Source organism: Mycolicibacterium arcueilense (genome assembly GCF_058536225.1).
On record NZ_JBZTYL010000026.1, the window covers coordinates 56,689 to 81,655 of the forward strand.

Consider the following 24,967-nt stretch of genomic DNA (forward strand, 5'->3'; position numbering starts at 1 on the left):
ACACGTGAACTCGGAGAATCTGTGTCGTAACTGGCCACTCAGCCTTTCTGGCCGGTGTTAGTCGCTGGCGGGAAGCGGCTTGGCCTCCTTGAGGCTCAGCGCGGTGCTGCCGACCGACAGCGTGCCGGCGCCGGCCTTGGTGACCAGTACCTCGGCGCCGCCCTCGTCGACGTAGCGCTTGCCCATCAGGTTGCCGTCCGAGAACGCGCCGTCGATGGTTGCGCCCGAGTCCTTCTCGGCATCGAGCGGGACCATGGCGACGCCACCGGCGCGGAGGTCGTCGAGACTGTCGGCGCTGCGCACCACGATGACCTGGGTGTCGCACACCTGGCTCTGCAGGCGGGTGCCGTTCTTGATCATGCTGACTCCTTTGAAACGGGTGCGAGTTCGTCGACGAGTTGGCGGCGCAGAACCTTGCCGGTCGGGTTGGTGGGCAGCTCGTCACGGAACACCACCCGGTCGGGGGTGCGCGAACCGCGCAGCTGCTTGCGAACATGTTCGCGCAGTGCATCCGGGTCAGGGGAGGCCCCCTCGACGGGTACCACGACGGCCACGATGATCTGGCCCCACTGGGGATCTTCCGGGCCGACGACGGCGACGTCGCGAACCTCAGGATGTTCGACGAGCACATCCTCGATCTCGGCCGGGGCGATGTTCTCCCCGCCGCGGATGATGGTGTCGTCGGAGCGTCCGCCGATGAAGAGGTAGCCGCCCTCGTCGAGCATGGCGACGTCCTTGGTGGGGAACCAGCCTTCAGTGTCGAGCACGGATCCGATGTCGGTGTAGCGACCCGACACCTGCTCGCCACGCACGAACAGCTCGCCCGTCTCGCCTGCGCCGAGCACGGTGCCGTCGTCGGCGCGGATCTGCACCTCGATACCCGGGACCACCTGGCCGACCGAGCCGAGTCGCCGGGCGCCGGACGCATCCTCGGCGGCCAGTGCTTCGCGGTGATCGTCGGGGCCCAGAACCGCGATGGTGGAGCTGGTTTCGGTCAATCCGTAGGCGTTGACGAAGCCGACGTTCGGCAGCAGCTGCAGTGCTTTGCGGACCAGCGGCAGCGCGACCTTGGAGCCGCCGTAGGCGAGGTTGCGCAGGGTGGGCAGTTCGAGGCCGGCGGATTCCAGCGCGGTGACGATGCGGTCCAGCATGGTAGGCACCACGGTTGCCGACGTGACGCCCTCGGTGCGGACCAGCTCGACCCACTTGTCGGCGTCGAAGTGCCGCAGGTACACCATCTTCCGGCCCGCGTATAGGTTCGACATCGCCGCGCTGACCCCGGCGATGTGATAGGGCGGCACGCAGATCAGGGCGGCGTCTTCCTCTGCCGCCGAACCGAATTCGACGGTGCCGGTGATGTAGCTGGTGAGGTTGTTGTGGGTGAGCTCGACGGCCTTGGGCCGGGAGGTGGTGCCCGAGGTGAACAGCACGACCGCGACCGCGTCGGGGTCGGCGAACTCGGCTGTGGGTTCGGCGTCGCGCGCCGCGGCCAGGAACTCCTCGGAGGTGATGACCTGCTTGCCCGCTCCGGCGACGACATCGGCGTATTCGGCGTCGGCGACCACCAGCGGCTCGGGCAGGCGCTCGATCAGCTCGTGCAGACCGTCGCGGCTCAGCCGGTAGTTCAGCGGGGTGAACGGCACCGCGGCGCGGGCCGAGGCGAACAGCAGCAGCGGCAGCAGCGCCCCGCCGGTACCGACATAGGCCACGTGGGCGGCTCCGGAGGCCGCGATGACGCCGGCGCCGCCGTCGGCCAGGGCGCTGAGTTCCTCGGTGGTCAGGCGGAGATCGTCGGACACCACTGCGGTGCGGTCGGGCCCACCCGAGACCGCCATCTCGAGCAGTAGCGAGATGCTCATAGGCCCTGTCCCGGTGCGTCGATGAAAATGTCGATGATCGGATTATCCCCGCCGCCGTAGCGGGAGAGGTCGGTGACACCGGAAGCGGTGAGCACCTCCGAGTCGACGAATGTCTGACCGTTCACCTCGGCGGCCGGGCGGGACAGGATCTCGACGGCCGCATCCGCCATGATCTCGGGGCTGCGGGACTGTGAGGCCATCTTGTCGCCGTCGGCGAGGTTGGTCACCGCGGCGGTGGCGATGTAGGTCTCGGGCCACAGGCAGCTGAAACCGATGCCCGCGTCCGCGTATTCAGCCGCCCAGCCCAGCGACAGCAGCGTCATGCCGTACTTGGAAAGGGTGTAGGAGGGGTGTGCGCCCAACCAGTAGGGGTTCATGTTCATCGGCGGGGCCAGGGTCAGCACCTGGCCGTTGGTGGACTTGCGCAGGTGGGGCAGTGCGGCCTTGGTGAGCAAGAAGGTGCCGCGGATGTTGATGTCCATCATCAGGTCGAACTTCTTGGCCGACAGCGACTCGGTGGGGTCGGTGGAGATGGCGCTGGCGTTGTTGATCACGATGTCGACGCCGCCGAAGTGCTCCACCGCGGTCTCGACGGCGCGGGCCACGTCCTCTTCCTTGCGCACATCGCCGACCACGGCGACGCCCTTGCCGCCGGCAGCCTCGACCTCGGCAACCGCGGTGTGCACGGTGCCGGGCAGCTTGGGGTGGGGTTCAGCGGTCTTGGCAAGCAGCACCACGTTGGCCCCACGGCGGGCGGCACCGAGCGCGATCGCGAGCCCGATACCGCGGCTGCCACCGGATACGACCAGCGTGCGATCGGTGAATGACTCTTGCTGGCTGGACATGGTCCTCCTCGTCGAGCGCAGCGTCCGCTATGCGCCGTGTGTCAACCGTACCCAAATGGTATTGGCATTCTCATTTTTAGCAAGTGTCGTAATCGTGGGGTGCACCGCCCGGAGAAACGGCATCGACCAGACCTCTTCGTCCGCGTCGCGAGAGGTCCTCGGAGCGCAGGTCGGAGCACTCCCGGCCAGTACAGGGCCCACATTTCCGCCGCGCGGTATTGGCATTCTCATTTTTAGCAAGTACGTTATCCACTGATGAGCGAGCAAGATGTCTCTCCGGTAGAGACCCCGTCTGGCATCCCGCTGGCGCCCGTCTACGGACCGAGCGACCGTGCGGTCGAGCCGCCTGCCCCCGGGACCTATCCCTTCACCCGCGGCAACTTCGCGTCCGGATATCGCGGGAAGACCTGGACCTTCCGCCAGTACTCGGGCTTCGGTACCGCCGAGGAATCCAACCGCCGCTACCGCTACCTGCTCGATCAGGGTGGGACGGGTCTGTCGGTGGCGCTGGACCTACCGACCCAGTGCGGTTATGACTCCGATGACGAAGAGTACGGCGAGGAAGTCGGCCGTGTCGGTGTCGCGGTGGACACCCTGGCCGACGCCGAGATCCTGTTCGACGGCATTCCGCTGGACAAGATCAGCACCAGCTTCACCATCAACGGCACGGCGGCCATCCTGCTGGCCTTCTATGTTGCCGCCGCGGAGAAGAAGGGCGTGCCGCGCGAGAAGCTGACCGGCACCATCCAGAACGACATCCTCAAGGAATACGCGTCGCGCGGCACCTGGATCTGGCCGCCCGAGCCATCTCTCCGGCTGATCGCCGACACCATCGAGTTTTGCGCCGCAGAGGTGCCGCGGTTCAACGCGATCTCGGTGGCCGGTGCGCACTTCCGCGACGCCGGGGCCAATGCCGTCCAGGAGATGTCGTTCACCCTGGCCGACGGTGTCACCTATTGCGACACCGTGGTGGAGCGCGGCCGAATGACGATCGACAAATTCGCCCCGCAGATATCGTTCTTCTTCTACACCCACGGTGACTTTTTCGAGGAGATCGCCAAATACCGTGCGGGCCGGCGCCGTTGGGCCACAATCGTGCGGGAGCGCTACGGCGCGACCACCGACAAGGCCTCGATGTTCCGATTCGGCTGTGTGGCGGGCGGGGCCTCGCTGTACGCGCCGCAGGCGCAGAACAACCTGGTGCGGGTCGCCTACGAGTCGTTGGCGGCGGTGCTGGGCGGCGTGCAGTCGATGTTCACGGCAGCGTGGGACGAACCGTTCGCCCTGCCCAGCGAGGAGTCCGCGACGCTGGCGCTGCGTACCCAGCAGATCCTGGCCTACGAAACCGGCGTCACCAAGGTCGCCGACCCGCTGGGCGGTTCGTACTTCGTCGAGGCGCTCACGGACGCCACCGAAGCCAAGATCATCGAGATCATGGATGACCTCGAGAAGCACGGCGGCATGGTCCGGTGCATCGAGGACGGCTACCTGCAGGGCCTGATCGCCGACGAGGCGTTCAAGATCCACCAGGAGACCGAGTCAGGGGCGCGCCCGGTGGTCGGCGTCAACAAGTTCGTCACCGACGAGCCTGCGCCCGACATCGACACCTACGAGCTCGACGCGGAGGGCCGCGATCTGCAGCTCAAGCGGCTGGCGAAGGTCAAGGCCGAGCGCGACGACGTTGCGGTCAAAGAAACATTGGCGGCATTGGCCAGGGGCGCCGAAGGCAGTGGACCGGGGGCAGACAACCTGATGCACCGGTTGATCGACTGCGCCAATGCGTATTGCACAGTGGGAGAGATGGTGTCGACCTTGAAGTCGGTGTGGGGCGAGTTCCAGCAGCCGGTGGTGTTCTGAGCATGGCAACTCGCGTACTTGTCGCAAAGCCCGGGCTCGACGGTCACGACCGCGGCGCCAAGATCGTCGCGCGTACGTTGCGTGATGCGGGGTTCGAGGTCATCTATACCGGCATCCGTCAGCGCATCGAGGACATCGTGTCGATCGCGCTGCAGGAAGACGTTGCGCTGGTCGGCCTTTCGATCCTGTCCGGTGCGCACATCGCGCTGACCACGCGCACGGTCGACGCGCTGCGGGCCGCCGATGCCGGCGACATCGCCGTCGTCGTCGGTGGCACCATCCCGCAGTCCGACGTCCAGAAACTCCTCGACGCCGGTGCGGCTGCGGTGTTCCCGACGGGAACGTCGCTCGAGACACTGGTGACCGACGTCCGCGCCCTGACCGAGAAAGCGAGCTGACATGCGCCTTGGTGTGATGATCGGGGCCGAGCGCGGCGATATGGCCCGCAAGGTCTCCAAGCTGGTCTCCGATATCCAGTGGGCAGAATCCGCCGGACTGGACAGCGCGTGGATGCCGCAGGTACCCAACGACTTCGACCTGCTCAGCATGGTGGCGCTGATGGCATCGAACACGTCGCGCATCGAACTCGGCACCGCGGTGGTGCCGCTGCAGGCGCAACACCCGATCGCGCTGGCGCGGCAGGCGCTGTCGGTGCACGCCATCTCGGGTGGCCGGCTGGTCCTGGGTGTCGGGCCGTCGCACCACTGGATCGTGCGCGACATGCTGGGCCTGCCGTATGACAAGCCCGCCGCCTACACCCGGGACTACCTGCAGGTGCTGAACGCAGCCATCTCCGGGCCCGGAGACGTTGACGTGGAGAACGATTCGTTCACTGTGCACAACCCGACCGTGCTGGGTGCCGACACCCCGATGCCGGTGCTGGTGTCCGCACTGGGCCCCGTGATGCTGCAGATCGCCGGTGAGCACGCCGACGGCACCTCGCTGTGGATGGCCGACGAGAAGGCGATCGGCGAGCACATCGCCCCGAAGATCAACAAGGCCGCTGCGGAAGCGGGCAAGCCCGCGCCACGCATCGTCGCGGGCATCCCGGTCACGTTGTGCGCCAACTCCGAGATCGAGGAAGCCAAGGACCGGGCCAACCGCGTTCTCGCGGAAGCCGAGACCTCGCCCAACTACCAGCGACTGCTGGACCGTGGCGAGGCTCGTAACGTCGGCGATCTGCTCGCGGCGGGTGACGAGGAGTCGATCCTGAAGCGGTTCAAGCAGTTCGCCGATGCCGGGGTGACGGATCTGTCGGTGCGCCTGCTGCCGATCGGGGAGAACCGCGACGAGCTGATCGCGTCGAAGTACCGGACCCGTGAGGTGATCGCGGAACTCGCCAAGCGCCTGCGATGAGCGCTTGCGCGAAGAGCGAGGGAGCACTGCGATGACTTCCGAAACGGGTCCACTCGCGGGCATCCGCATCATCGAGGTCGGGGTCATGCTGGCCGGCCCGTACGCCACCATGATGTTGGCCGATCTGGGCGCTGAGGTGATCAAGGTCGAACCACCCGGCGGGGAGATCTCCCGTCAGGTCAGCGACAGCTATTTCGCCAGCCTCAACCGGGGCAAGCGCAGCATCTGTCTCGATCTCGCCTCCGAGGCCGGTCAGGCGAAACTTGCCGAACTGGTGGCTGATTCGCATGCGTTGCTGGTGAACATGAAGCCGTCGGTGATCCGCAGGCTGGGGCTCACCTACGAGAACCTGCGGCACATCAACCCCAAGATCGTGTGTGTCGCGATGACGGGATTCGGGCTGGACGGGGGAGACGACCCGGCGTTCGACTACGTCATCCAGGCCGCCACCGGCGTCGCCGCGATGACCGGCGATCCCGACGGCCCACCCACGCTGCCGGGCTACTCCTCGGCGGACAACTCGACCGGGTTGACCGCTGCGCTGGGCCTGCTGGCGATGATCGTGTCGGGCAACGGCGGCCAGGTGGATGTCTCGCTGCGGGACGTCATGCTCTCGCAGCTGAACTATCGCGCCTCGGCCTATTTGAACGACGGAGCCGAACCACGCCGCCACCCGTTCGGTGCCCATTCCTATTACGTGCCCGCGCAGCTGTTCCCGACCGCCGACGGCTATCTGGCGTTGTTCATCACCCACGACGGGTTCTGGAAGTCGTTCGCCGGTGAGGCCGGGATCGACGGTTTCGAGACCATGGCCGAGCGGGCCGGCAAGCGCGACGAGGTTCTCGGCGTGGTAGCCGCCGCACTGGCGACCGATACGGCTGCGGGGTGGGAGTCACGGCTCAAGCCGTTGGGGATCCCGGCGGCCGCGGTGCGGACGCTGCCGCAGGCATTGGATGCGACGCCCGAAATGCTGGTGACTGCCGGGGATTTCCGGTTGGTGGGTAGCCCGGTGCATGTCGCCGGATATACACCGGACTATCGGCCTGCGCCGGTGTTCGACGAGTACGGACAGTGCTCGCCGATTTCTGCACCTGGGTCGTGACTGCTTGCTCGCAGCAGCCCAGAGGTAGAAACCGGCGGCACCCTGGACCGGATGCACCTCGCGCCTGAGCTCAGTCCTCGTCGTAGGAGACCGTCACCGAATTGCAGTCCGGCACGGCCTGGCAGGTCAACACGTAACCGTCGGCCACTTCGTCGTCGTCGAGCGCATCGTTGACCCGCATGGTGGCGGTGCCCTCGAGGAGCTTGGCCATGCAGGTGCCGCAGTTGCCGGCCTCGCACGAGAACGGCGGCGTCATACCGGCCCGGCGCGCGCTCTCGAGCAGGGTCTCGCCGTCCCTGCGCGGCACGGACAACTGCTCGCGGTCGAAGACGATCGTGACCTTGCCGTCCGCTTCGCTGCCGGCCATCGCTCCTGCGGTCATGTAGCTCCCCTGTGCAAGTACGTTCTGATATGAAGAGAATACCATTCTCGCTAACTGATAGTATCTTCTCGGCATGGTCGGTGCCTACCCAGAGGCTTCGGGAGAGGGGTTGTGAATCTTGACTGAGGTCACAACTGCTCCTCGCGTGCGCACCCCCGCCGTCCTGGCATTCGACGACCGTGAGTACACCCTCGCCGAGCTCGATGCATTGACCAGCGGCATGGCCACCGCCCTGGAGCACCGTGGCGTACGCCCGGGTGACCGGGTGGCGATCATGTCGTCCAACCGCCCCGAGTTCGTGGTGGCGCTGCGGGCGATCTGGGGGCTCGGTGCGGTAGCAGTGCTGATCAGTCCGGCCTGGAAAGCCGCCGAGGTGGCGCATGTCCTGGCCCTGACCACGCCGAGTCATGCGGTGGGTGACCACGAAGCGCTGGCGGCGCAGATGCCGATGTTGCATCTGGACGAGCCGATCACCCCGGGGCGAAGGCAGTTCGACCTGCCCGACCCGGACGGCGACGCCCTGTTCGTCTTCAGTTCGGGAACCACCGGCCTGCCCAAGGCGGTCCGGCACACCCACCGCGGGTTCACCGCAGCCATCGAGCATTGGCGCGACGCGCTGGGGTTCACCGACGCCGACCGCATACAGATCATGACGCCGCCGTCGCACATCCTCGGCCTGCTCAACATCGCCATGGTGCTCGACACCGGAGCCTGGATGCGTCTGCACCGCCGCTTCGACATCGACACCATGCTGCGCCACATCGAGTCGGACCGGATCACGATCGAGATGGCCGTGGCACCAATCGCTTTGGCGTTGGCCGCACATCCTGACCTCGGCCGCTACGACCTGTCCTCGCTGCGCTATGTGATGTGGTGTGCCACTCCGGTCACCCGTAGCGTCGCCGACACCGTCACCGAGCGTGCCGGCATTCAGTGGCTGACCGCCTACGGCACCACCGAACTCCCCGTGATTGCCTGCAACCCACTCGATGCCACCCGCATCGAGACCGTGGGCCGGCCGGTGCGCGGGGTGGATGTGCGCATCAGCCAGGACGGCGAGATCCAGGTCCGGTCGGATTCGGTGATGGTCGGTTACCTGCCGAAGGACGCCTCGGCGGGCGCATTCAGCGACGGCTGGTACCGCACCGGTGACATCGGTTACCTCGATGACGACGGTTATCTGCGCATCACCGACCGCTCCAAGGAGATGGTCAAGGTCCGCGGTTTCCAGGTGGCGCCGGCCGAGATCGAGGCGGTGCTGCACGGCCACCCGGCCGTCACCGACTGTGCGGTGTTCGGTGTTGCCGATGCGGCCGACGGCGAGGCCGTGGTGGCCGCCGTGGCGACCAGTTCTGCGGTGTCTGCCGAGGAACTCATCGATCTCGTCGGTGAGCGGCTGGCCTCGTACAAGCGGCCCAGCCGCGTGGAGTTCGTAACCGACATACCGCGGTTACCTTCCGGAAAGGTATTGCGACGAGTGCTGAAGGAGCGGCATGGACGTTCGACTGACGTCTGAACAGCAGCAGCTGCGAGAGGCCGCAGCGAAACTGGCCGACGACCTCGGACCTGATGCGGTCGGAGAATTGTCGGATGAGGGCCGGATCGCCCGGTTGGAAAATACGGTCGCTGCCACCGAGTGGCGCACCCTGCGTTCCGACGGCGCCTCCGGTGTGGAAGTGGCGATCGTCGCCGAAGAGTTCGGGCGCGGTCTTGTCGACGTGCCGTTCCTCGGACCGGTGCTCGCCGACGATCTGGCCCGTCGGCTCGATCGTGAGGTGGCGGTCGGCTCAGGGGAGTCTGGCGGGGACGACGCCGCCACCGCCGGTGTGGATCTCACCCGCAGCACCGTCGGTGTGGTCGAGTCGCCCGCCGAACTCGGTGAGCTGTCGAGCGAGGACGCCCTGCGCTGGCAGGCGCTGGCGCTCGCTGCCACGAGCGCCGACCTGGTCGGCGCTGCGCGCGGTGCGCATGCACTGGCCGTCGATTACGCGAAAGTCCGTGAGCAGTACGGCTCGACGATCGGCTCGTACCAGGCCGTCGCGCACCTGCTGGCCGAGGGGCTGGCGCTGATCGAGGGTTCGATCAGCGTCCTGCGCCACGCGGCATGGGCGGTCGACGAACTGCCGGGGGAGGAAGCCGTCCGGGCCGGGAAGATCGCCAAGATCTACTGCGCCCGTGCCGCGCGGACCGTGTGTGAGACCGCGATTCAGGTGCACGGCGGTATCGGAAACACGTGGGAATGCCTGGCGCACGTATACCTGCGCCGCGTTCTGGTGGCCACCGAGTTGTGGCCCGTCAAGCTAGAGGACCTGGAGGTAACTGACCTTGGACTTTCGTGATTCAACCGAGGAAGCTGCCTTCCGGGACCGGCTGCGGACCTGGCTGACGGACAACGCCGCGTCCTTCAAGGCATCCGGCGACGATTACTGGGCCAGGATGGGGGAGTGGCATCAGGCCCTCTATGCCGCAGGGTTTTTCGGCACTTCGTGGCCCAAGGAGTTCGGTGGCCAGGACCTGCCGCCCGTCTACGACGTCATCGTCGACGAGGAGCTGGCCCGCGCCGGAGCCCCGCCGCGCCCCAGCCTCGGCTACCTCGTGGTCGGGTTGGGCCACCACGGCGGCAAGGAACTGCAGCAGCGGTTCCTGCCGGGCATGATCAATGGCACCGAGCGCTGGTGCCAGGGCTTTTCGGAGCCGGGCGCCGGTTCGGATCTCGCCTCGCTGACCACCACGGCGACGCGCGACGGCGACAACTACATCATCAACGGACACAAGATCTGGACCAGCTACTCCGATGTGGCGGACTGGTGCCTGGTGTTGGCCCGTACCGACAAGGATGTGGCCAAGCACAAAGGCATCTCGGCCTTCATCGTGTCGATGCACCAGGACAGCATCGAGCAGCGGCCGCTGCAGATGATCAACGGTGTCACGACGGAGTTCGGCCAGGTCGCGTTCGACGGTGCAGTAGTGCCGGCCTCGAATATGGTCGGTGAGCCGGGCGACGGTTGGCGCCTTGCCATGACGGTGGTCAGCCATGAGCGGGAGCCGTCTACTCTCGGCTACTCGGCCCGGTACGGGAAACTGGTGCGGGAGATGGCTTCTCGGGTGTCGGGTAAGACGCCAGAAGATCTCGCGTGGGCCGGGGTGCAGGCTGAGATGCTCCGTCTGCACGTGCGCCGGCGCCTGTCCGAACAGCTCGACGGGCTCAAGCACGGCCCCGACGGCTCGCTGGACAAGCTGCTGATGACCTGGGTCGAGCAGTCCGTCGGGCATGCCGCGCTCGCGGTGGCGGGCACGTCTGATCCCGAGTTGCTCAGCGCCTATCTGTACAGCCGGGCCCAGAGCGTCATGGGTGGCACGTCGCAGATCCAGAAGAACATCATCGCCTCACGAATCCTCGGGCTGGGAGTCTAGATACATGTACGGAATGCCGGATGAAATCGATGTGCAGGCCGACGGTGCCCTGCGCATCATCACGCTGAACCGCCCCGACGCGCTCAACGCCGTCAACGACAACTTGCACGTCGGACTCGCGAAGATCTGGGAAGAGCTGAACGAGGATGCCGACGCGCGGGCGGCGGTGATCACCGGTGCGGGACGCGCGTTTTCGGCCGGGGGTGACTTCAACTACCTCGACGAGTTGCGCCGCGACGAGGCGTTGCGTCAGAAGACGATCAAGCACGGACGTGATCTCGTCATCGGTATGGTGCGGTGCCGCATCCCGGTGGTGGCCGCGGTCAACGGCCCGGCGGTCGGGCTGGGCTGCAGCCTGGCCGCGCTCTCCGATGTGGTGTACATGGCCGAGAACGCGCACTTCGCTGATCCCCACGTGCAGATCGGTCTGGTGGCCGCGGACGGGGGTCCGTTGGTGTGGGGCTCGCAGATCAGCCTGCTGCAGGCCAAGGAGTTCGCGCTCACCGGCGTGCGGATCAAGGCCCAGCGCGCGGTCGAGCTCGGTCTGGCCAATCATGTGGTGCAGGACCCGCTTTCGGAGGCGATTGCCTGCGCCAAGAAGCTGATCGACCTACCCAAGCAGGCCGTCGAGGCCACCAAGCGGTTGATGAACATCCAGCTGGAGCAGCAGGTGATGGCGTCGCTGGATTACGCCAACCTCGCCGAGTACGTCTCGTTCGGCACGGCCGATTTCAATCGGATCGTGGACGGCCTGATCGCCAAGAACTGACCGCCAACCGACCCCGCGAGGGTGCGCCGAATGGCCACTTACGGCACGCGAATCAGCGAAAAGCGTGCCGTAGGTGGCCAATGGCCGTGATCACTAGAAGGTGAGTGCCTCGGAGCGCTGGACGGTACCGGAGACACCGCTGGCGTCTTGACCGGCCAGCCGTACGGCCGCGAGGCCCATGGCCTCGGGCGGCTCAACCATCTCCGGCGGAATCTGCAGCCCGCTGCCGCCGGCCTGCCAACCCTCGGTCAGCACCACGCGTGACGGGCTCAGGCAGTTGACTGCGATGTTGTCGCCGCGCAGATCGGCGGCCAGGCCGAGGTAAAGGCGTTCGGCGGCGGCTTTGGACACCCAGTAGGCGTTGGCGCCGTGCTCGATCATGTCGACGCCGGTGGTGGTGATCGCGATGAGCGACCCGCCACCACGCCTGCGTACCTCGGGAATGACGGCCTTGGTCACCAGGTACACCCCGGTGAGGTTGACGTCCAGGCACAATTGCCAGCGTTTGAGCGGCGTCGTCTCAATGGGGCCGAGCCACAGTACACCGGCGTTGGCCACCAGGATGTCGATGCCACCGAACTCTGAAACTGTCTTGGCGACAGCCTTGTTCACCGATTCCTCATCGGTGACGTCGCAGGCGACCGGGAGGGCCTGTCCGCCCGCGCCGGTGATGTCTGCGGCCACCGATCCGATGGTGCCCGGCAACTTGCCCTGCTCCTTGGAACGGGCCGCGACCGCGACCGCGGCGCCTTCGGCTGCCAGTGCCCGGGCGATCGTAGCGCCGATACCGCGGCTTGCACCGGCGACAAAGGCGACCTTTCCGGTCAGGTTCATCGCGACAGACTATTACTTCGGCGGGAAGCGCAATGCCCCGTCGAGGCGGATGATTTCACCGTTGAGATAGTCGTTTTCGATGATGCTCTGGGCGAGCTGGGCGTACTCGGTCGAGCGGCCCATGCGCTTGGGGAACGGCACCTGCGGACCCCAGTACTGCTCGAGCTGATCGGCGGCCTTGCCGTAGGCGGGGGTGTTGATCGTGCCGGGGGCGATGGTGCAGACCCGGATGCCCAACGGCGACAGGTCGCGCGCGGCGACCAGCGTCATGCCGAGCACACCGCCCTTGGCGGCCGAGTAGGGCAGCTGGCCGATCTGGCCTTCGTAACCGGCGATCGAGGCGGTGTTGACGATGGCGCCGCGGCCGCCCTCCTCCAACGGTTCGGTCTTGGCGATCGCCGCAGCGGACAGTCGCATCACGTTGAACACCGCGGTCAGGTAGAACTCGATGGTCTTCTTGAATCCGTCGAGATCGAGCGGGGACCCGTCCTTGCCGACCAGGCGGCCGCCGGCGGCAGGTCCGCCATGGGTGTCGACCGAGATGCGGAGCGGGGCAAGGGCTTCGGCCTCGGCGATGGCTGCGAGCACCGACTCTTCGGAGGTGGCGTCGGTGGGCACATAGCGCACGCCCAGCTCTTTCTCCAGGGCGGCGCCCTTGTCGTCGGCCAGGTCCGCGACGACCACCTTGGCTCCCGCGGCCTGCAGACGGCGGACTGTCGCTTCACCCAGGCCACCCGCACCGCCGACGACGATCGCGGAACTACCGGCGATTTGCATAGGGTTCCCCTTCTTGCAACTGTGACTCTCTGGCTGCGAGAATAACATTCTCTTACCGGGTGAACCAGGGAGCAGAATCAATGCCTGAAGCCGTCATCGTGTCCGCGCTGCGGACCCCCATCGGCACGGCCAAGAAGGGCACGTTGCGTGATACCGACGCCTACGCGCTGGCTGACCACGTAGTACGGGCAGCCGCCGAGGACCTTGCCGGCTACGGCACCATCCCGGTCGACGACGTGATCCTCGGCGAGGGTCTCTACGGCGGCGGCGTCGTCGCCCGTCATGCCGCCATCACCGCCGGCCTCACCACGGTGCCCGGTGCGGCCGTCAATCGGCACTGCGCCGCCGGTCAATCCGCAGTGCAGAACGCGGCCGCGAGTATTCGCGCCGGCATGGACCGGTTGGTTCTGGCCGGCGGCGTCAACTCGGCCTCCACCTCGCCCCGCTTCATCCGCGCGGCCAGCAGTGCCAAGGACGCCGAATGGGTGAACTGGTTCCCGCCGACCCACCCCGACCGCCCGGACGCACCGAACATGGACATGTCCATCACGGTCGGCTGGAACGCCGCGGTCAAGGCCGGGGTGAGCCGCGAGGAGATGGACCAGTGGGCGTTGGGTTCACACCTCAAGGCCATCGCGGCGATCGACGAGGGCCGGTTCAAGGAGGAGATCGTCCCGATCCAGACTCCGCACGGGCTGTTCGACACCGATGAGCACCCGCGCCGTGACACCACCCTGGAGAAGCTGGCCGCACTCAAACCACTGCATCCCGAGATCGACGGCTTCTCCATCACCGCAGGCAACGCGTGCGGAGCCAACGACGCGGCCGCACTCCTGACCATCGCCAGCGACAAACTCGGACTACCCGCCCTGGCGACCATCAAGTCCTGGGCATCGGTGGGCGTCGACCCGGCATCCACCGGCCTGGCTCCGGTCGAAGCCATCACCAAAGCGCTTGGCCGGGCCGGTCTTTCGCTGTCGGATGTGGACCTCTTCGAGATCAACGAGGCCTTCGCGTCGATGTGTGTGGCCACCATCAAGCTGCTCGACATCGACCCGGAGCTCGTCAACGTCAGCGGTAGCGGGTGCTCACTCGGACATCCGGTGGCCGCCACCGGGGCGCGCATGCTGGCCACCGTGGTCCACGAGCTGCGCCGGCGCGGCGGCGGCATCGGTGTCGCCGCGATGTGCGCCGGCGGCGGGATGGGTTCGGCGACGGTCATCGAGGTGCCTTCACCGTAGTGTCGACCGTGATGACGAAGCACAACATCGAAGAGCTGATCGCAGCAGCGCGCAGTGGATCCCAGCGCGCTGTCGGGCGTCTGCTGAGCCTGGTCGAAAGCGACCGTCGCGGTGAGGTTCTCGCGGTACTCGGTCCCGCGTCGCCGCGAGTCATCGGGGTCACCGGTCCGCCCGGCGCGGGGAAGTCGACGACGGTCGGCGCCCTGGTCGGCGCGTACCGGGAGCGTGGCCTGCGGGTCGCGGTGCTCGCCGTCGATCCGTCGTCCCCGTACAGCGGCGGTGCGCTGCTCGGGGATCGGATCCGGATGGCCGCACACATCAACGACCCCGACGTGCTGATCCGCTCGGTGGCCACCCGCGGGCATCTGGGCGGGCTGGCTGCGGCGGTACCGGCGGCGATCCGGCTGCTGGCCGCCCTGTCCTACGACCTGATCGTGTTGGAGACCGTGGGTGTCGGCCAGTCCGAGATCGAGATCGCCGCGATCGCCGACCCGACCGTGGTGATCCTCAATCCCGGTGCGGGTGACGCCGTTCAGGCCGCGAAGGCCGGCCTGCTGGAGGTCGCCGATCTGGTGGTGGTGAACAAGGCCGATCGCGAGGGGGCCGATCAGACCGCCCGCGATCTGCGCGCCGAAGCCACCGTGCCGGTGCTCAAACTTGTTGCCGCACAGGGGGAGGGCCTGGCCGAGCTGGTCGAGGCCATCGATGCCCATCACCGCGCCGACACCGCTGAGCGGCGCACCGCCCGGGCCCGCACCCAGATCCTGTCACTGGCCCAGACGCTGCTGCGCAACCACGAAGAGTTGGACGGGCTGGCGGCGGCGGTGGCCGACGGCACCACTGACCCCTACACGGCGGCAGCCCAACTGATCGCCGACTCAGCCCGCTGAGTCGGCGAGCCCGATCACCCGTCGCATCGTGGCGAGGAGTTCGGTCTGCAGGGCGTCGTCGTCGAGATCGGCTACCAGCGGATGCATCACCGCGGCGCCGATCACCCCGGACAGCACCGCCGCATGGACCCGTGCCCCATCGCCGGACTGGTCGCCGAGCATCGCCGCGTAGAGCCGGTCGATGAACTGCTGGAACGGTTCGTGTTCGGCCAGCAGTCGCACCACGACTGGGTCGAATTGCAGTGTGCTGGCAGCACGCCGACGTGAGACCGCCATCGTGATCACGCGGGTGAGAAGGATTTCGCGGGCCCGGGTGGGCGAACCTTCGGCCTCGGCCGCCTCCAGCGATTCTTCGAGCTGGCCGAGTTCGCGTTCGGTCAGCGCGATGATGATGGCTTCCTTGGTCTTGAACTGGTGGTAGACGGCGGCTTTCGTGACACCGATGGCGTCGGCGATCATCTGCAGTGAGGTACCGCCGACGCCGTGGTCGGCGATCAGCTCGAGAGCCGCATCGAGGATGCGGGTCTGCGCCGCGCTGCGCGGGGTCCCCAGCACGACTCGACCGTAGCTGATCAGCTCACCGACTTGCCCGTCGCTGCGGCGTAGCCGCTGCGGTAACCGAACACCATGGCGGGGCCGAGGGTGCCGCCGGCTCCTCCGTAGGCCTTGCCCGTCACCCCGCCCATCGCGTTGCCGGCGGCGAACAGACCGGGGATGGGTGCGCCGTTGACGTGTAGTACTCGGCCGTCGCGGTCGGTGCGTGGTCCGCCCTTGGTGCCCATCGCGCCGATCTTGACCGGCACTGCGTAGAACGGCGCGGTGTCGAGTGGCCCCAGCGTCTGGCCGGCCGGGGTGGCGGCCGAGTTGTCGCCCCAGTAGCCGTCATACGCGCTGGATCCACGGCCGAAGTCCGGGTCGACCTCGTCGGCGACGTTGTCATTCCAGCGACTCAGGGTCGCGGCCAGGCCTTCGGCGTCGATGCCGGTCTTGGCGCCGAGCTCGGCGAGCGTGGCCGACTCGCAGAACCACTCCGGCGCCGGGGCACCGGGTTCGACGCCGAGGAACCCGTAGCGCTGCAGGTGCACGGAGTCGAACACAATCCACGCCGGGTCGTTGGCGTAGCCGAGCTTGGGGTCGAGGTACTGGAATGCCCCGGCCATCGAGTTGTATTCGCCCGCCTCGTTGAGGAAGCGCTTGCCGGCCCGGTTGACGATGACGCTGCGTGGCCGGGTCCGTTCCAGCCGCACGCTGCGGCTGCGGGGGTGACCGTCGATGGTGTCGCCGGGCAGTTGCACGATCGGAACCCACCACGCCTCACCCATGTTGGCCAGGTCGGCGCCGTGAGCCATGGCCATCCGCAGCCCGTCGCCGGTGTTGTTCGGCGGTGACACCGCGCCGCGCATGGGGCCGCGCAGGTAGGCCTCGACCAGCTTGGTGTCCCATTCGAAGCCGCCGGTGGCCAGCACGACGCCGCTGCGGGCGCGGACTTGAACGCCCGCTCCGCTGGTGTTGTTGAAGCCGATGCGCACGCCCTCGATGCCGGTGTGGTCACCGATCAGTTCGACGGCGCGGGCCTCGGTGACCGGTTGGATGCCCCGGTCGAGCAGCCCCCGCAGCAGTCCCGCGATCAGTGCGGTGCCGGCCACGCACAGGTCGGCGTCCGGGTCGTCGTAGACGGCGTGAATCCGGGCGCGAGTTTCGGCGTCGATCCCGACATTGCTGAAATCGGCCGGGAACGAGGTGATCCGGTCGCGCCAGTTGCCGAGCTTGCCCTGGTCCACCGGGGCGGCGCTCAGCGAGCGGCCACCCCCGGGACGCCCGCCGGGCAGTTCGGGCTTGTAGTCGGGGAAGCCCTCGGCGACGGCGAAGCGCAGCTCACTGTGTTCCTCGACGAAATCGAGCATCGCCGGTCCGGTCCGGACGAAGGTGTCCACGAGATCGGTATCCAGGTAGCCCAGCGACTGGGCCTGCAGGTAGTCCACCGCATCGGAGACCGGTAGCGGTCCGTCGGCGCTGCGGTCATGGGAGGGGATCCACACGATGCCGCCGGAAACCGCGGTCGTGCCGCCGACGGTCGGTGCCTTCTCGTAGATCGCGACCGACGCGCCGTTGACCGACGCCGTCAGCGCCGCGGTGAGCCCGGCGCCGCCGCTGCCCAGCACGACGACGTCGACTTCGTCGTCCCAGTCAATTTCGGTACGGGTCAATGTCTTTCCCTTTCAGTACAGGATGGCCGATAATTCGTTCGCGGCCCGGACCACCGCATCCTTGCCGCCCATCACGACGTCTTCGCGGTGCGAGATGAGGTTGATGCAGGTGGGCGGTGAGGGCAGGCGCCGGCGCACGGGTACGGCCAGGCCGTACGTGTTCGGTTCGATCTCGCCGTGGGTGATCACCCAGCCCTGTTCGCGGGTCTGCCGCACCAGTTCACGTTCACCGGGGCGCGGCGGCATGCTCGCCAGCAACGCCACCCCGGCCGCGCCCAGTTCGAGCGGGTGACGGCTGCCCTCGTGGAAGGACAGTTGGTAGAACACCTGCGTCGGGACGATCACCGCGACGGCCACCTGTTGATCGCCCTCGGCCACCAGTAGTGACACCGTGCTGCCGAGCTCGTCGGCGAGTGCACGCAGGGTCGGGACGCTGAGCTGACGCATGTTGTTGTCGAACGAGGATCCGAGCGCCGCCAGCCCGGCGCCGGGCCGGTAGCGACCGTCTTCCCCCTTTGTCACGTAGCGGAATTGGCTCAGGGTGGCCAGTAGCCGGTAGGCGATCGTGCGATGGGCTCCGACATGGTCGGCGACCTGTTGCACGGTGAGCCCGGTCGGGGCGGCGGCGATGGCCGCGAGCGCGCTCAGTCCGCGTGCCAACGTCTGCGAACCGGGCACCCCGGTGGGGGAGCCGTCGGTCTTCGATTGTGCCTGCGACGGGGTTGCCTTGGCCGGCATCGCGCCCCTCCTTGACAGATAGAACCGCGAGAGTGATGCTCTGATAATAATGCACTCCGATGTGCGCTATATGAGCAAAGTGCTTACAAATTTGGAGAATAGCATTCTCACTACCTCCGGAGAGGGGAACATGACAAGCACTGCCGCCGGGCCGGCATCCGGTTCCGTTTCGGCCACCGAGCACGAGAGCGTCTGGGCTGATCTCCAAGGCGTTGCGTTCTCGCAGGGATACCTCGATGTGGGCGGAATCCGTACCCGCTACCTGCACGCCGGTGACCCGGAACTGCCCGTGCTTGTGCTGCTGCACGGGTCGGGTGGACATGCCGAGGCGTACGTGCGCAATCTGGAATCCCATGCGGAGCACTTCTCGACGTGGTCGATCGACATGCTCGGGCACGGCTACACCGACAAGCCGGGGCACCCGCTGGAGGTGTCCCACTACGTCGATCACCTCGTCGGTTTCCTCGACACCATCGGTGCGCAGCGCGCCCACATCTCGGGTGAGTCGCTGGGCGGCTGGGTGGCCGCCCGCGCCGCCGCCGATCATCCGGACCGGGTCGACCGTCTGGTACTCAACACGGCCGGTGGCTCGCAGGCCGACCCCGAGGTGATGAAGCGGATCATCACGCTGTCGATGGCAGCCGCGGAGAACCCGACCTGGGAGACGGTGCAGGCCCGGATCAAGTGGCTGATGGCCGACAAGACAAAGGATTACGACGACATCGTGGCGAGTCGCCAGGCGGTGTACCGCCAGCCCGGTTTCGTCGCCGCGATGAGCGACATCATGGCGCTGCAGGATCCGGAGATCCGGGCGCGGAACCTGCTGGGGGAGAAGGAATACGGCTCGATCACGGCGCCGACCCTGGTGTTGTGGACGAGCGATGACCCGACCGCCGATGTCAGCGAGGGCCGGCGGATCGCGTCGATGATCCCGGGTTCCCGGTTCGAGGTGATGCCCGACTGCGGGCACTGGCCGCAGTACGAGGACCCCGAGACGTTCAACCGGCTGCACCTGGACTTTCTGTTGGGGTCCGAACGTGGCTGACGAGGTCGACGTCCTCATCGTCGGCGCCGGGCCGGTGGGCCTGACCCTGGCGAATGTCCTTGGCATCCAGGGCGTCCGGACCCTCGTGGTGGAGGAGCGCGACACCCTCATCGACTACCCCCGCGGGGTCGGTCTCGACGACGAGTCGCTGCGTACCTTCCAGTCCATCGGGCTGGTCGAGGCGGTCCTCCCGCACACCGTGCCCAATCAGATCCTGCGGTTCTACGACGGCAACCGCCGGCTGCTGGCCGAAATGGCGCCTCCGGATGCCCGATTCGGCTGGCCCAAGCGCAACGGCTTCGTCCAGCCGCTGGTCGACGCACAGCTGTTGGCCGGGCTGGACCGGTTCGACCATGTGCAGGTGGCCTGGGGTCGCCGGATGGAATCGGCGGTCGAGACGGCTGACGGGGTGACGGTCGAGTTCGGGCCGGACGTGCCCGCAGTGCAGGCGCGCTACGTGGTCGGGTGCGACGGGGGACGCAGCGCCACCCGCCGCATCACGGGGGTGTCGTTCGACGGCACCACCTCGCCGACCCGCTGGGTGGTGGTGGATCTGGCCAACGATCCTCTCGGCCATCCGAACAGTGAGGTCGGTGCCGATCCGGACCGGCCGTACGCGTCGATCTCGATCGCCCACGGGATCCGCCGATTCGAGTTCATGATCCATGCCGACGAAACCGACGAGCAGGCCGAGGATCCCGAGTTCGTGGCACGCCTGCTGGCACCGTTCGTCCCGCATCCGGACAAGGTCGACGTGATCCGTCGTCGCGTCTACACGCATCACTCCCGCATCGCGGGGAACTTCCGTAAGGGTCGGTTCCTGCTGGCCGGTGACGCCGCGCACCTGATGCCGGTGTGGCAGGGCCAGGGTTACAACAGCGGCATCCGGGACGCGGCGAATCTGGGCTGGAAGCTCGCTGCGGTGGTCAACGGCCAGGCCGGTGACGCCCTGCTGGACAGCTACGACACCGAGCGGCGCAAGCACGCCCGGGCCATGATCGATCTGTCCACGTTGGTGGGGCGGGTCATCTCGCCCACCAACCGCAAGATCGCGGTGGTGCGGGACAAGCTGATTCGCGGCGCATCGGTGGTACCCGCGCTCAAACGCTACGTGCTGGAGATGCGGTTCAAGCCGATGCCGCGTTACGACCAGGGCGCGGTCTATCACCCGAAGCCGCCGACGGCAGACTCGCCGGCCGGCACCTTGTTCATCCAGCCCCGAGTCGACACCCGTGAGCAGTCCAACGTGTTGCTCGACGATGTGATCGGACTGAACTTCGCGGTGCTGTGCTGGAACAACAATCCGCGCGCGCTGCTCGGAGAGCAGGCCTATGCGCGCTGGAAAGCCCTGGGCGCGAGGTTCATCGCGGCCCGCCCGCAGACCCAGTTGTTCTGGACCGGGCACGATGCGGACGGCGACGACGGCTCGGTCGTGATCGTGGGTGACCGCACGGGTGCGCTCAAATCCTGGTTCGACGTCCACGCCGAATCGGTGCTGGTGCTGCGCCCGGACCGGTGCATCGCCGGTGCCGATATCGCCCAGCGTGCCCCCGAACTGAGCGACGCCCTGTTCGACGTACTGCATGTGCGGGAAGGAGGAGTGAACGATGCCGGTAGCCCTGTGCTGTATGTCCCACAGCCCGCTGCTGAATCTTCCGGGACCGTCGGCTGATCTCCTCGACGAGATCAGCGCAGCGGTCGGGAGTGCTCGCGCGTTTGTTGCCGACTACGACCCCGAGCTGGTGGTCACCTTCTCGCCCGACCACTACAACGGGTTCTTCTACCGGTTGATGCCGCCGTTCTGTATCGGCACCGCGGCCTCCGGAGTCGGGGACTACGGGACGTACGAGGGTGCGCTCGATGTCGCAGGCGACATCGCCCAGCAGTGCGCAGAGGCGGTGTGGGAGTCCGGGGTCGACATCGCGATCTCGACCAGCATGGACGTCGATCACGGCACCGTGCAGCCGCTGCAGGAACTGTTCGGTGAAGCGACCGCGCGTCCCATCGTGCCCATCTTCATCAACTCCGTGGCCACGCCGCTCGGCCCGCTGTCGCGGTCACGCGCCCTCGGCACGGCCGTCGGCGCCTACCTGGCCACCCTCGACAAGCGGGTGCTGGTGCTGGGATCCGGTGGACTGTCGCATGATCCACCGGTACCGACCTTGGCCACCGCACCACCGGCGGCGCTGGACCGAATCGTGCACGGGGTCCCGATGACCACCGAACAGCGGATGGCCCGGCAGACCGCGGTGAGTCAGGCCGCGCACGATTTCGCCCATGGCGACAGTGCGTTACGGCCGTTGAACCCCGACTGGGACCACGGCCTGCTGGAGATCTTCGACGAGGGCCGGTTGACCGACCTGGACGGCTGGTCCAATGCCTTCATCGCCACCGAAGGGGGCAACTCGGCGCACGAGATCCGCACCTGGGTGGCCGCGTTCGCGGCGCTGAAAGCCAACGGGCCGTACCGGACGGAAAACCACTTCTACCGGGCGGCACCGGAATTGATCGCAGGATTCGCAATCAGGACGGCGGTAGGAATCGCAGCATGACTTCAGACACCAAGACGTTCGACGAAACGGTCGACGTGCTCGTCGTCGGGTCCGGGGGCGGTGGCATGACGGCTGCGCTGGCGGCCGACGCGGCCGGACTCAAGACTCTCGTGGTCGAAAAGTCCTCTCACTTCGGCGGTTCCACCGCACTGTCCGGGGGAGGCATCTGGGTGCCCGGGGCACCGTCACAGCGCCGTGCCGGCCATGTGCCCTCCCCGGACGGCGTGTTCGACTACCTCAAGCAGATCACCGAAGGCTCGGTTAGCGACGCCCGGTTGCGCAAGTACGTCGAGGCGGCGCCGGAGATGATGGACTTCCTCGAGCGCAACAGCGACTGGTTCGAGTTCGTCTGGAAGCCGGGCTACGCCGACTACTACCCGGAACTGCCGGGCGGATCCGCCCAGGGCAGCACCATCAACGTCCCTGCCATCGACCTGCGCAAGCTCGGCGAACACGAGCAGGAGCTGCTCGCCCCGCTCGCCCTCGCGCCCAAGGGAATTTGGTTCGCCCCCAAGGATCTTCGGCTCTTCTACCAGATCCGGCAGAACTGGCGCGGTAAGGCCGTGTTGCTGAAGCTGATCTGGCGGATGGTCCGGGCCCGGGTGTTCGGTGACCGGATGGCCGCCATCGGCCAGTCGCTGGCCGCCCGCATGCGGCTGGCTCTCAAACAACACGACATCCCGCTGTGGCTCGATGCGCCGATGACCTCGCTGATCACCGGCGACGACGGTGCGGTGCTCGGAGCCGTCATCGAACGGGACGGTAAGGCGCTGCGGGTCCGGGCCACCGGGGGAGTGATCCTCGCCTCCGGCGGCTTCGACCACGACATCGCGTGGCGCAAGGAGCATCTACCCGTGCTCGAGAAGGACTGGAGTTTCGGCAATCCCGCTGCCACCGGCGACGGTATCCGGGCCGGAAAGAAGGCCGGCGGCGCCACCGAACTGCTCGACGAGGCGTGGTGGTTCCCGGCCATCTGCTGGCCCGACGGCCGACTGCAGTTCATGCTCAACGAGCGGATGATGCCGTCGCAGTTCGTGATCAACGGTGAGGGCAAGCGCTTCATCAACGAGGCCGCTCCCTACATGGACTTCGCCCACGCCATGATCGAAGGACAGCAGTCGGGGGTGGGGCACATCCCGTGTTGGCTGGTCACCGACATCGACTCGTTCCACCGGTATGTGGTGGGCGGGCACCTGCCCATCCCGAAGATCCCGTTCGCCCCGGTCCCCACCGGGCGCAAGGTTCCTGAGGCCTGGCTGGATTCCGGTGTCGTCGTCGAGGCACACAGCTGGGAGGAACTGGCCGGCAAGATCGGTGTGCCCGCGGAGAATCTGCAGGCCACCGCCGATCGCTTCAACCAGTTGGCGCACGGCGGCCACGATGACGACTTCAACCGCGGTGACAGCGCGTACGACAACTACTACGGGGACCCGACGCTGCCCAACCCGAATCTGCGACCGCTCGGCAAACCGCCTTACTACGCGTTCCAGATCATCCTCGGCGACCTCGGCACCTCTGGCGGCCTGCGCACCGACGAGAACGCGCGGGTCCTGCGCGCCGACGATTCCGCCGTGGACGGGCTCTACGCCGTGGGCAACGTCTCGGCCGCAGTCATGGGCCGCAGCTACGCCGGTGCCGGCGCGACCATCGGACCCGCGATGACCTTCGGGTACGTGGCAGCCAGACACATCGCCGAGCTGCAAGCTGAACAGGCTGCCGCACAACCAGTTTCACAAGCCGCCAACCATCAAGTCCACGACAACGTCAGCAACACCCCAGGAGGAAACCGATGAAGATTTCGCTGTTCTACGAGTTCCCACTGCCCCGGCCGTGGTCGGAGGATGACGAACATCAGCTGTTCCAGCACGGACTGACCGAGGTCGAGGCCGCCGACAAGGCCGGTTTCTCCACCGTCTGGCTCACCGAGCACCACTTCCTGGAGGAGTACTGCCACTCGACCGCGCCGGAGATGTTCCTGGCCGCGGCCAGCCAGCGCACCAAGGACATCCGGTTGGGTTTCGGTGTCATGCACCTGCCGCCGCCGATCAACCACCCGGCCCGGATCGCCGAGCGCGTCGCCACCCTGGACCACCTGTCGAATGGGCGCGTCGAGTTCGGTACCGGTGAGGGCTCCTCGGTGGCCGAGCTGGGCGGCTTCGACATCGACCCGGCCGACAAGCGCACGATGTGGGAGGAGGCCCTCGAGGTCTCGATCCGCTGTATGACCGAGGCCCCCTTCACGGGCTTCAAGGGCGAGCATGTCGAGATGCCCGCCCGCAACGTGATTCCGAAGCCGCTGCAGAACCCGCACCCGCCGGTCTGGGTGGCCTGCACCCGCCCGTCGTCGGTGCAGATGGCGGCCCAGAAGGCGATCGGCGCGTTGAGCTTCGCCTACACCGGTCCCGAGGCCTTGAAGGAGCGGGTTGACGGGTACTACAAGGAATTCGAAGAGCAGGGTGCACCCGTCACCCCGGCGATCAACCCCAACATCCTGGCAATCGGTGGCGACCTGTCGATGATGGTGGCGAAGACGGACGACGAGGCACTCAAGCGCCTGGGCACTGGTGGTGGCTTCTTCTCGTTCGGGATCATGCACTACTACCTGACCGGTATGCACACCCCCGGTCGGACCAAGGTGTGGGAACGCTATCAGGAGGCGGTCAAGGAGGATCCGACGCTGGCCTACGGTCCCGGCCGCGGCGCCATCGGTTCACCCGACACCGTCCGCGAGTTCCTGCGCGCCTACGAGGCGAGCGGCGTCGACGAGATCATCCTGCTGCTCAACCCGCGCAGCCACGAGGGCACCATGGAGTCCATCGAGATCATGGGCAAGGAGATCCTGCCCGAGTTCATCGAGCGGGATGCAAAGGCGGTGGCGGACAAGGCCAAGCGTCTGGAGCCGGTGATCGAGAAGGTCGAGTCGCGTCGCCGTCCGTCCGAGGCTCCGCTGTTTGACGAGACCTACGCCTTCGGTGGGCTGCCCACCGGCCGCGACAAGTTCACCGCGGGCGAGATTCCCGAGGCGATGGCGGAGATCAACGAGGGCCGGGTCAAGGCGGCACAGGCGGAGAAGGACGCTCGAGAAAACGCCGGGTGACC

24 protein-coding genes are annotated in these 24,967 nt (G+C 67.1%); 15 read left to right on the plus strand and 9 right to left on the minus strand.

Translation table 11 applies throughout. From position 1 onward, the window contains the following. Positions 1-57: 57 nt before the first annotated feature. From AC4LGL_RS24470 to AC4LGL_RS24480, 3 genes are read right to left on the minus strand one after another with little or no spacing between them, the layout of a single operon-like run. Positions 58-360 carry a hypothetical protein gene (locus tag AC4LGL_RS24470; RefSeq protein WP_491841033.1) on the minus strand — a complete coding sequence of 101 codons (303 nt, stop codon included), beginning with the start codon at positions 358-360 and terminating at the stop codon, positions 58-60. Next, positions 357-1,859, minus strand: a complete 1,503-nt coding sequence (locus AC4LGL_RS24475; RefSeq protein WP_491841034.1) for a class I adenylate-forming enzyme family protein — start codon at positions 1,857-1,859, stop codon at positions 357-359. Before AC4LGL_RS24475 ends, AC4LGL_RS24470 begins: the two co-directional genes overlap by 4 nt. After that, a complete protein-coding gene (locus tag AC4LGL_RS24480) occupies positions 1,856-2,704 on the minus strand; it encodes an SDR family oxidoreductase (protein WP_064886248.1) in 849 nt (282 codons plus the stop codon). The genes AC4LGL_RS24475 and AC4LGL_RS24480 overlap by 4 nt, the downstream gene beginning before the upstream one ends. A gap of 255 nt (positions 2,705-2,959) precedes the next feature. Here AC4LGL_RS24480 and AC4LGL_RS24485 point away from each other — a divergent pair, with 255 nt between their 5' ends. Genes AC4LGL_RS24485 through AC4LGL_RS24500 form a run of 4 tightly spaced genes read left to right on the plus strand, consistent with a single transcriptional unit; the run spans position 2,960 to position 7,019 of the window. Next, the gene (locus tag AC4LGL_RS24485; protein ID WP_491841035.1) at positions 2,960-4,561 is read left to right on the plus strand and encodes a methylmalonyl-CoA mutase family protein; all 1,602 of its coding nucleotides are present in this window, start codon (positions 2,960-2,962) and stop codon (positions 4,559-4,561) included. A 2-nt stretch (positions 4,562-4,563) separates the two neighbouring features. Beyond that, positions 4,564-4,959, plus strand: coding sequence for a cobalamin B12-binding domain-containing protein (locus AC4LGL_RS24490; protein ID WP_491841036.1), 396 nt, complete (start codon positions 4,564-4,566; stop codon positions 4,957-4,959). 1 nt (position 4,960) lies between these two features. Beyond that, a complete protein-coding gene (locus AC4LGL_RS24495) occupies positions 4,961-5,917 on the plus strand; it encodes an LLM class F420-dependent oxidoreductase (protein ID WP_491841037.1) in 957 nt (318 codons plus the stop codon). Between the two features lie 31 nt (positions 5,918-5,948). Beyond that, positions 5,949-7,019, plus strand: a complete 1,071-nt coding sequence (locus tag AC4LGL_RS24500) for a CaiB/BaiF CoA transferase family protein (RefSeq protein WP_491841038.1) — start codon at positions 5,949-5,951, stop codon at positions 7,017-7,019. Positions 7,020-7,089: 70 nt separating this feature from the next. Here AC4LGL_RS24500 and AC4LGL_RS24505 read toward each other — a convergent pair whose 3' ends face one another. Next, the gene (locus AC4LGL_RS24505) at positions 7,090-7,401 is read right to left on the minus strand and encodes a 2Fe-2S iron-sulfur cluster-binding protein (RefSeq protein WP_491841039.1); all 312 of its coding nucleotides are present in this window, start codon (positions 7,399-7,401) and stop codon (positions 7,090-7,092) included. Between the two features lie 145 nt (positions 7,402-7,546). On the opposite strand from AC4LGL_RS24505, the gene AC4LGL_RS24510 reads away from it, so the two are divergent. From AC4LGL_RS24510 to AC4LGL_RS24525, 4 genes are read left to right on the plus strand one after another with little or no spacing between them, the layout of a single operon-like run. Further along, complete coding sequence (locus tag AC4LGL_RS24510) at positions 7,547-8,917, plus strand: class I adenylate-forming enzyme family protein (protein ID WP_491841384.1); 1,371 nt, start codon at positions 7,547-7,549, stop codon at positions 8,915-8,917. Then, a complete protein-coding gene (locus AC4LGL_RS24515; protein WP_491841040.1) occupies positions 8,895-9,740 on the plus strand; it encodes an acyl-CoA dehydrogenase family protein in 846 nt (281 codons plus the stop codon). The genes AC4LGL_RS24510 and AC4LGL_RS24515 overlap by 23 nt, the downstream gene beginning before the upstream one ends. Beyond that, on the plus strand, positions 9,727-10,815 hold the full coding sequence (locus AC4LGL_RS24520; RefSeq protein WP_491841041.1) for an acyl-CoA dehydrogenase family protein: 1,089 nt from the start codon (positions 9,727-9,729) through the stop codon (positions 10,813-10,815). The genes AC4LGL_RS24515 and AC4LGL_RS24520 overlap by 14 nt, the downstream gene beginning before the upstream one ends. A gap of 4 nt (positions 10,816-10,819) precedes the next feature. Further along, on the plus strand, positions 10,820-11,584 hold the full coding sequence (locus AC4LGL_RS24525) for an enoyl-CoA hydratase/isomerase family protein (RefSeq protein ID WP_491841042.1): 765 nt from the start codon (positions 10,820-10,822) through the stop codon (positions 11,582-11,584). A 93-nt stretch (positions 11,585-11,677) separates the two neighbouring features. On the opposite strand, the gene AC4LGL_RS24530 is transcribed toward AC4LGL_RS24525, so the two are convergent. Together AC4LGL_RS24530 and AC4LGL_RS24535 are read right to left on the minus strand one after the other, a co-directional pair. Beyond that, positions 11,678-12,418 carry an SDR family NAD(P)-dependent oxidoreductase gene (locus tag AC4LGL_RS24530; RefSeq protein ID WP_491841043.1) on the minus strand — a complete coding sequence of 247 codons (741 nt, stop codon included), beginning with the start codon at positions 12,416-12,418 and terminating at the stop codon, positions 11,678-11,680. Positions 12,419-12,430: 12 nt separating this feature from the next. Continuing rightward, positions 12,431-13,195: an SDR family NAD(P)-dependent oxidoreductase gene (locus tag AC4LGL_RS24535; protein ID WP_491841044.1), complete on the minus strand. Its 765-nt coding sequence runs from the start codon at positions 13,193-13,195 to the stop codon at positions 12,431-12,433. A gap of 80 nt (positions 13,196-13,275) precedes the next feature. Here AC4LGL_RS24535 and AC4LGL_RS24540 point away from each other — a divergent pair, with 80 nt between their 5' ends. Both AC4LGL_RS24540 and meaB read left to right on the plus strand, forming a co-directional pair. Then, a complete protein-coding gene (locus AC4LGL_RS24540; protein ID WP_491841045.1) occupies positions 13,276-14,436 on the plus strand; it encodes a thiolase family protein in 1,161 nt (386 codons plus the stop codon). Between the two features lie 11 nt (positions 14,437-14,447). After that, positions 14,448-15,326: a methylmalonyl Co-A mutase-associated GTPase MeaB gene (gene meaB / locus AC4LGL_RS24545; RefSeq protein WP_491841046.1), complete on the plus strand. Its 879-nt coding sequence runs from the start codon at positions 14,448-14,450 to the stop codon at positions 15,324-15,326. Here meaB and AC4LGL_RS24550 read toward each other — a convergent pair. From AC4LGL_RS24550 to AC4LGL_RS24560, 3 genes are read right to left on the minus strand one after another with little or no spacing between them, the layout of a single operon-like run. Continuing rightward, positions 15,315-15,881 carry a TetR family transcriptional regulator gene (locus AC4LGL_RS24550; RefSeq protein ID WP_448447908.1) on the minus strand — a complete coding sequence of 189 codons (567 nt, stop codon included), beginning with the start codon at positions 15,879-15,881 and terminating at the stop codon, positions 15,315-15,317. The genes meaB and AC4LGL_RS24550 overlap by 12 nt on opposite strands. A gap of 17 nt (positions 15,882-15,898) precedes the next feature. Further along, a complete protein-coding gene (locus tag AC4LGL_RS24555) occupies positions 15,899-17,533 on the minus strand; it encodes an FAD-dependent oxidoreductase (RefSeq protein ID WP_491841047.1) in 1,635 nt (544 codons plus the stop codon). A gap of 12 nt (positions 17,534-17,545) precedes the next feature. Further along, on the minus strand, positions 17,546-18,271 hold the full coding sequence (locus AC4LGL_RS24560; RefSeq protein WP_491841048.1) for an IclR family transcriptional regulator: 726 nt from the start codon (positions 18,269-18,271) through the stop codon (positions 17,546-17,548). 130 nt (positions 18,272-18,401) lie between these two features. Here AC4LGL_RS24560 and AC4LGL_RS24565 point away from each other — a divergent pair, with 130 nt between their 5' ends. From AC4LGL_RS24565 to AC4LGL_RS24585, 5 genes are read left to right on the plus strand one after another with little or no spacing between them, the layout of a single operon-like run. After that, positions 18,402-19,316, plus strand: coding sequence for an alpha/beta fold hydrolase (locus AC4LGL_RS24565; RefSeq protein ID WP_491841049.1), 915 nt, complete (start codon positions 18,402-18,404; stop codon positions 19,314-19,316). Then, on the plus strand, positions 19,309-20,988 hold the full coding sequence (locus tag AC4LGL_RS24570; protein ID WP_491841050.1) for a bifunctional 3-(3-hydroxy-phenyl)propionate/3-hydroxycinnamic acid hydroxylase: 1,680 nt from the start codon (positions 19,309-19,311) through the stop codon (positions 20,986-20,988). Before AC4LGL_RS24565 ends, AC4LGL_RS24570 begins: the two co-directional genes overlap by 8 nt. After that, complete coding sequence (locus tag AC4LGL_RS24575) at positions 20,945-21,868, plus strand: 3-carboxyethylcatechol 2,3-dioxygenase (RefSeq protein ID WP_491841051.1); 924 nt, start codon at positions 20,945-20,947, stop codon at positions 21,866-21,868. Before AC4LGL_RS24570 ends, AC4LGL_RS24575 begins: the two co-directional genes overlap by 44 nt. Then, positions 21,865-23,661 (plus strand): FAD-binding protein, encoded by a 1,797-nt coding sequence (locus tag AC4LGL_RS24580; protein ID WP_491841052.1) that lies wholly within the window; start codon positions 21,865-21,867, stop codon positions 23,659-23,661. Before AC4LGL_RS24575 ends, AC4LGL_RS24580 begins: the two co-directional genes overlap by 4 nt. Beyond that, on the plus strand, positions 23,658-24,965 hold the full coding sequence (locus AC4LGL_RS24585) for an LLM class flavin-dependent oxidoreductase (RefSeq protein WP_491841053.1): 1,308 nt from the start codon (positions 23,658-23,660) through the stop codon (positions 24,963-24,965). Before AC4LGL_RS24580 ends, AC4LGL_RS24585 begins: the two co-directional genes overlap by 4 nt. Positions 24,966-24,967 lie beyond the last annotated feature (2 nt).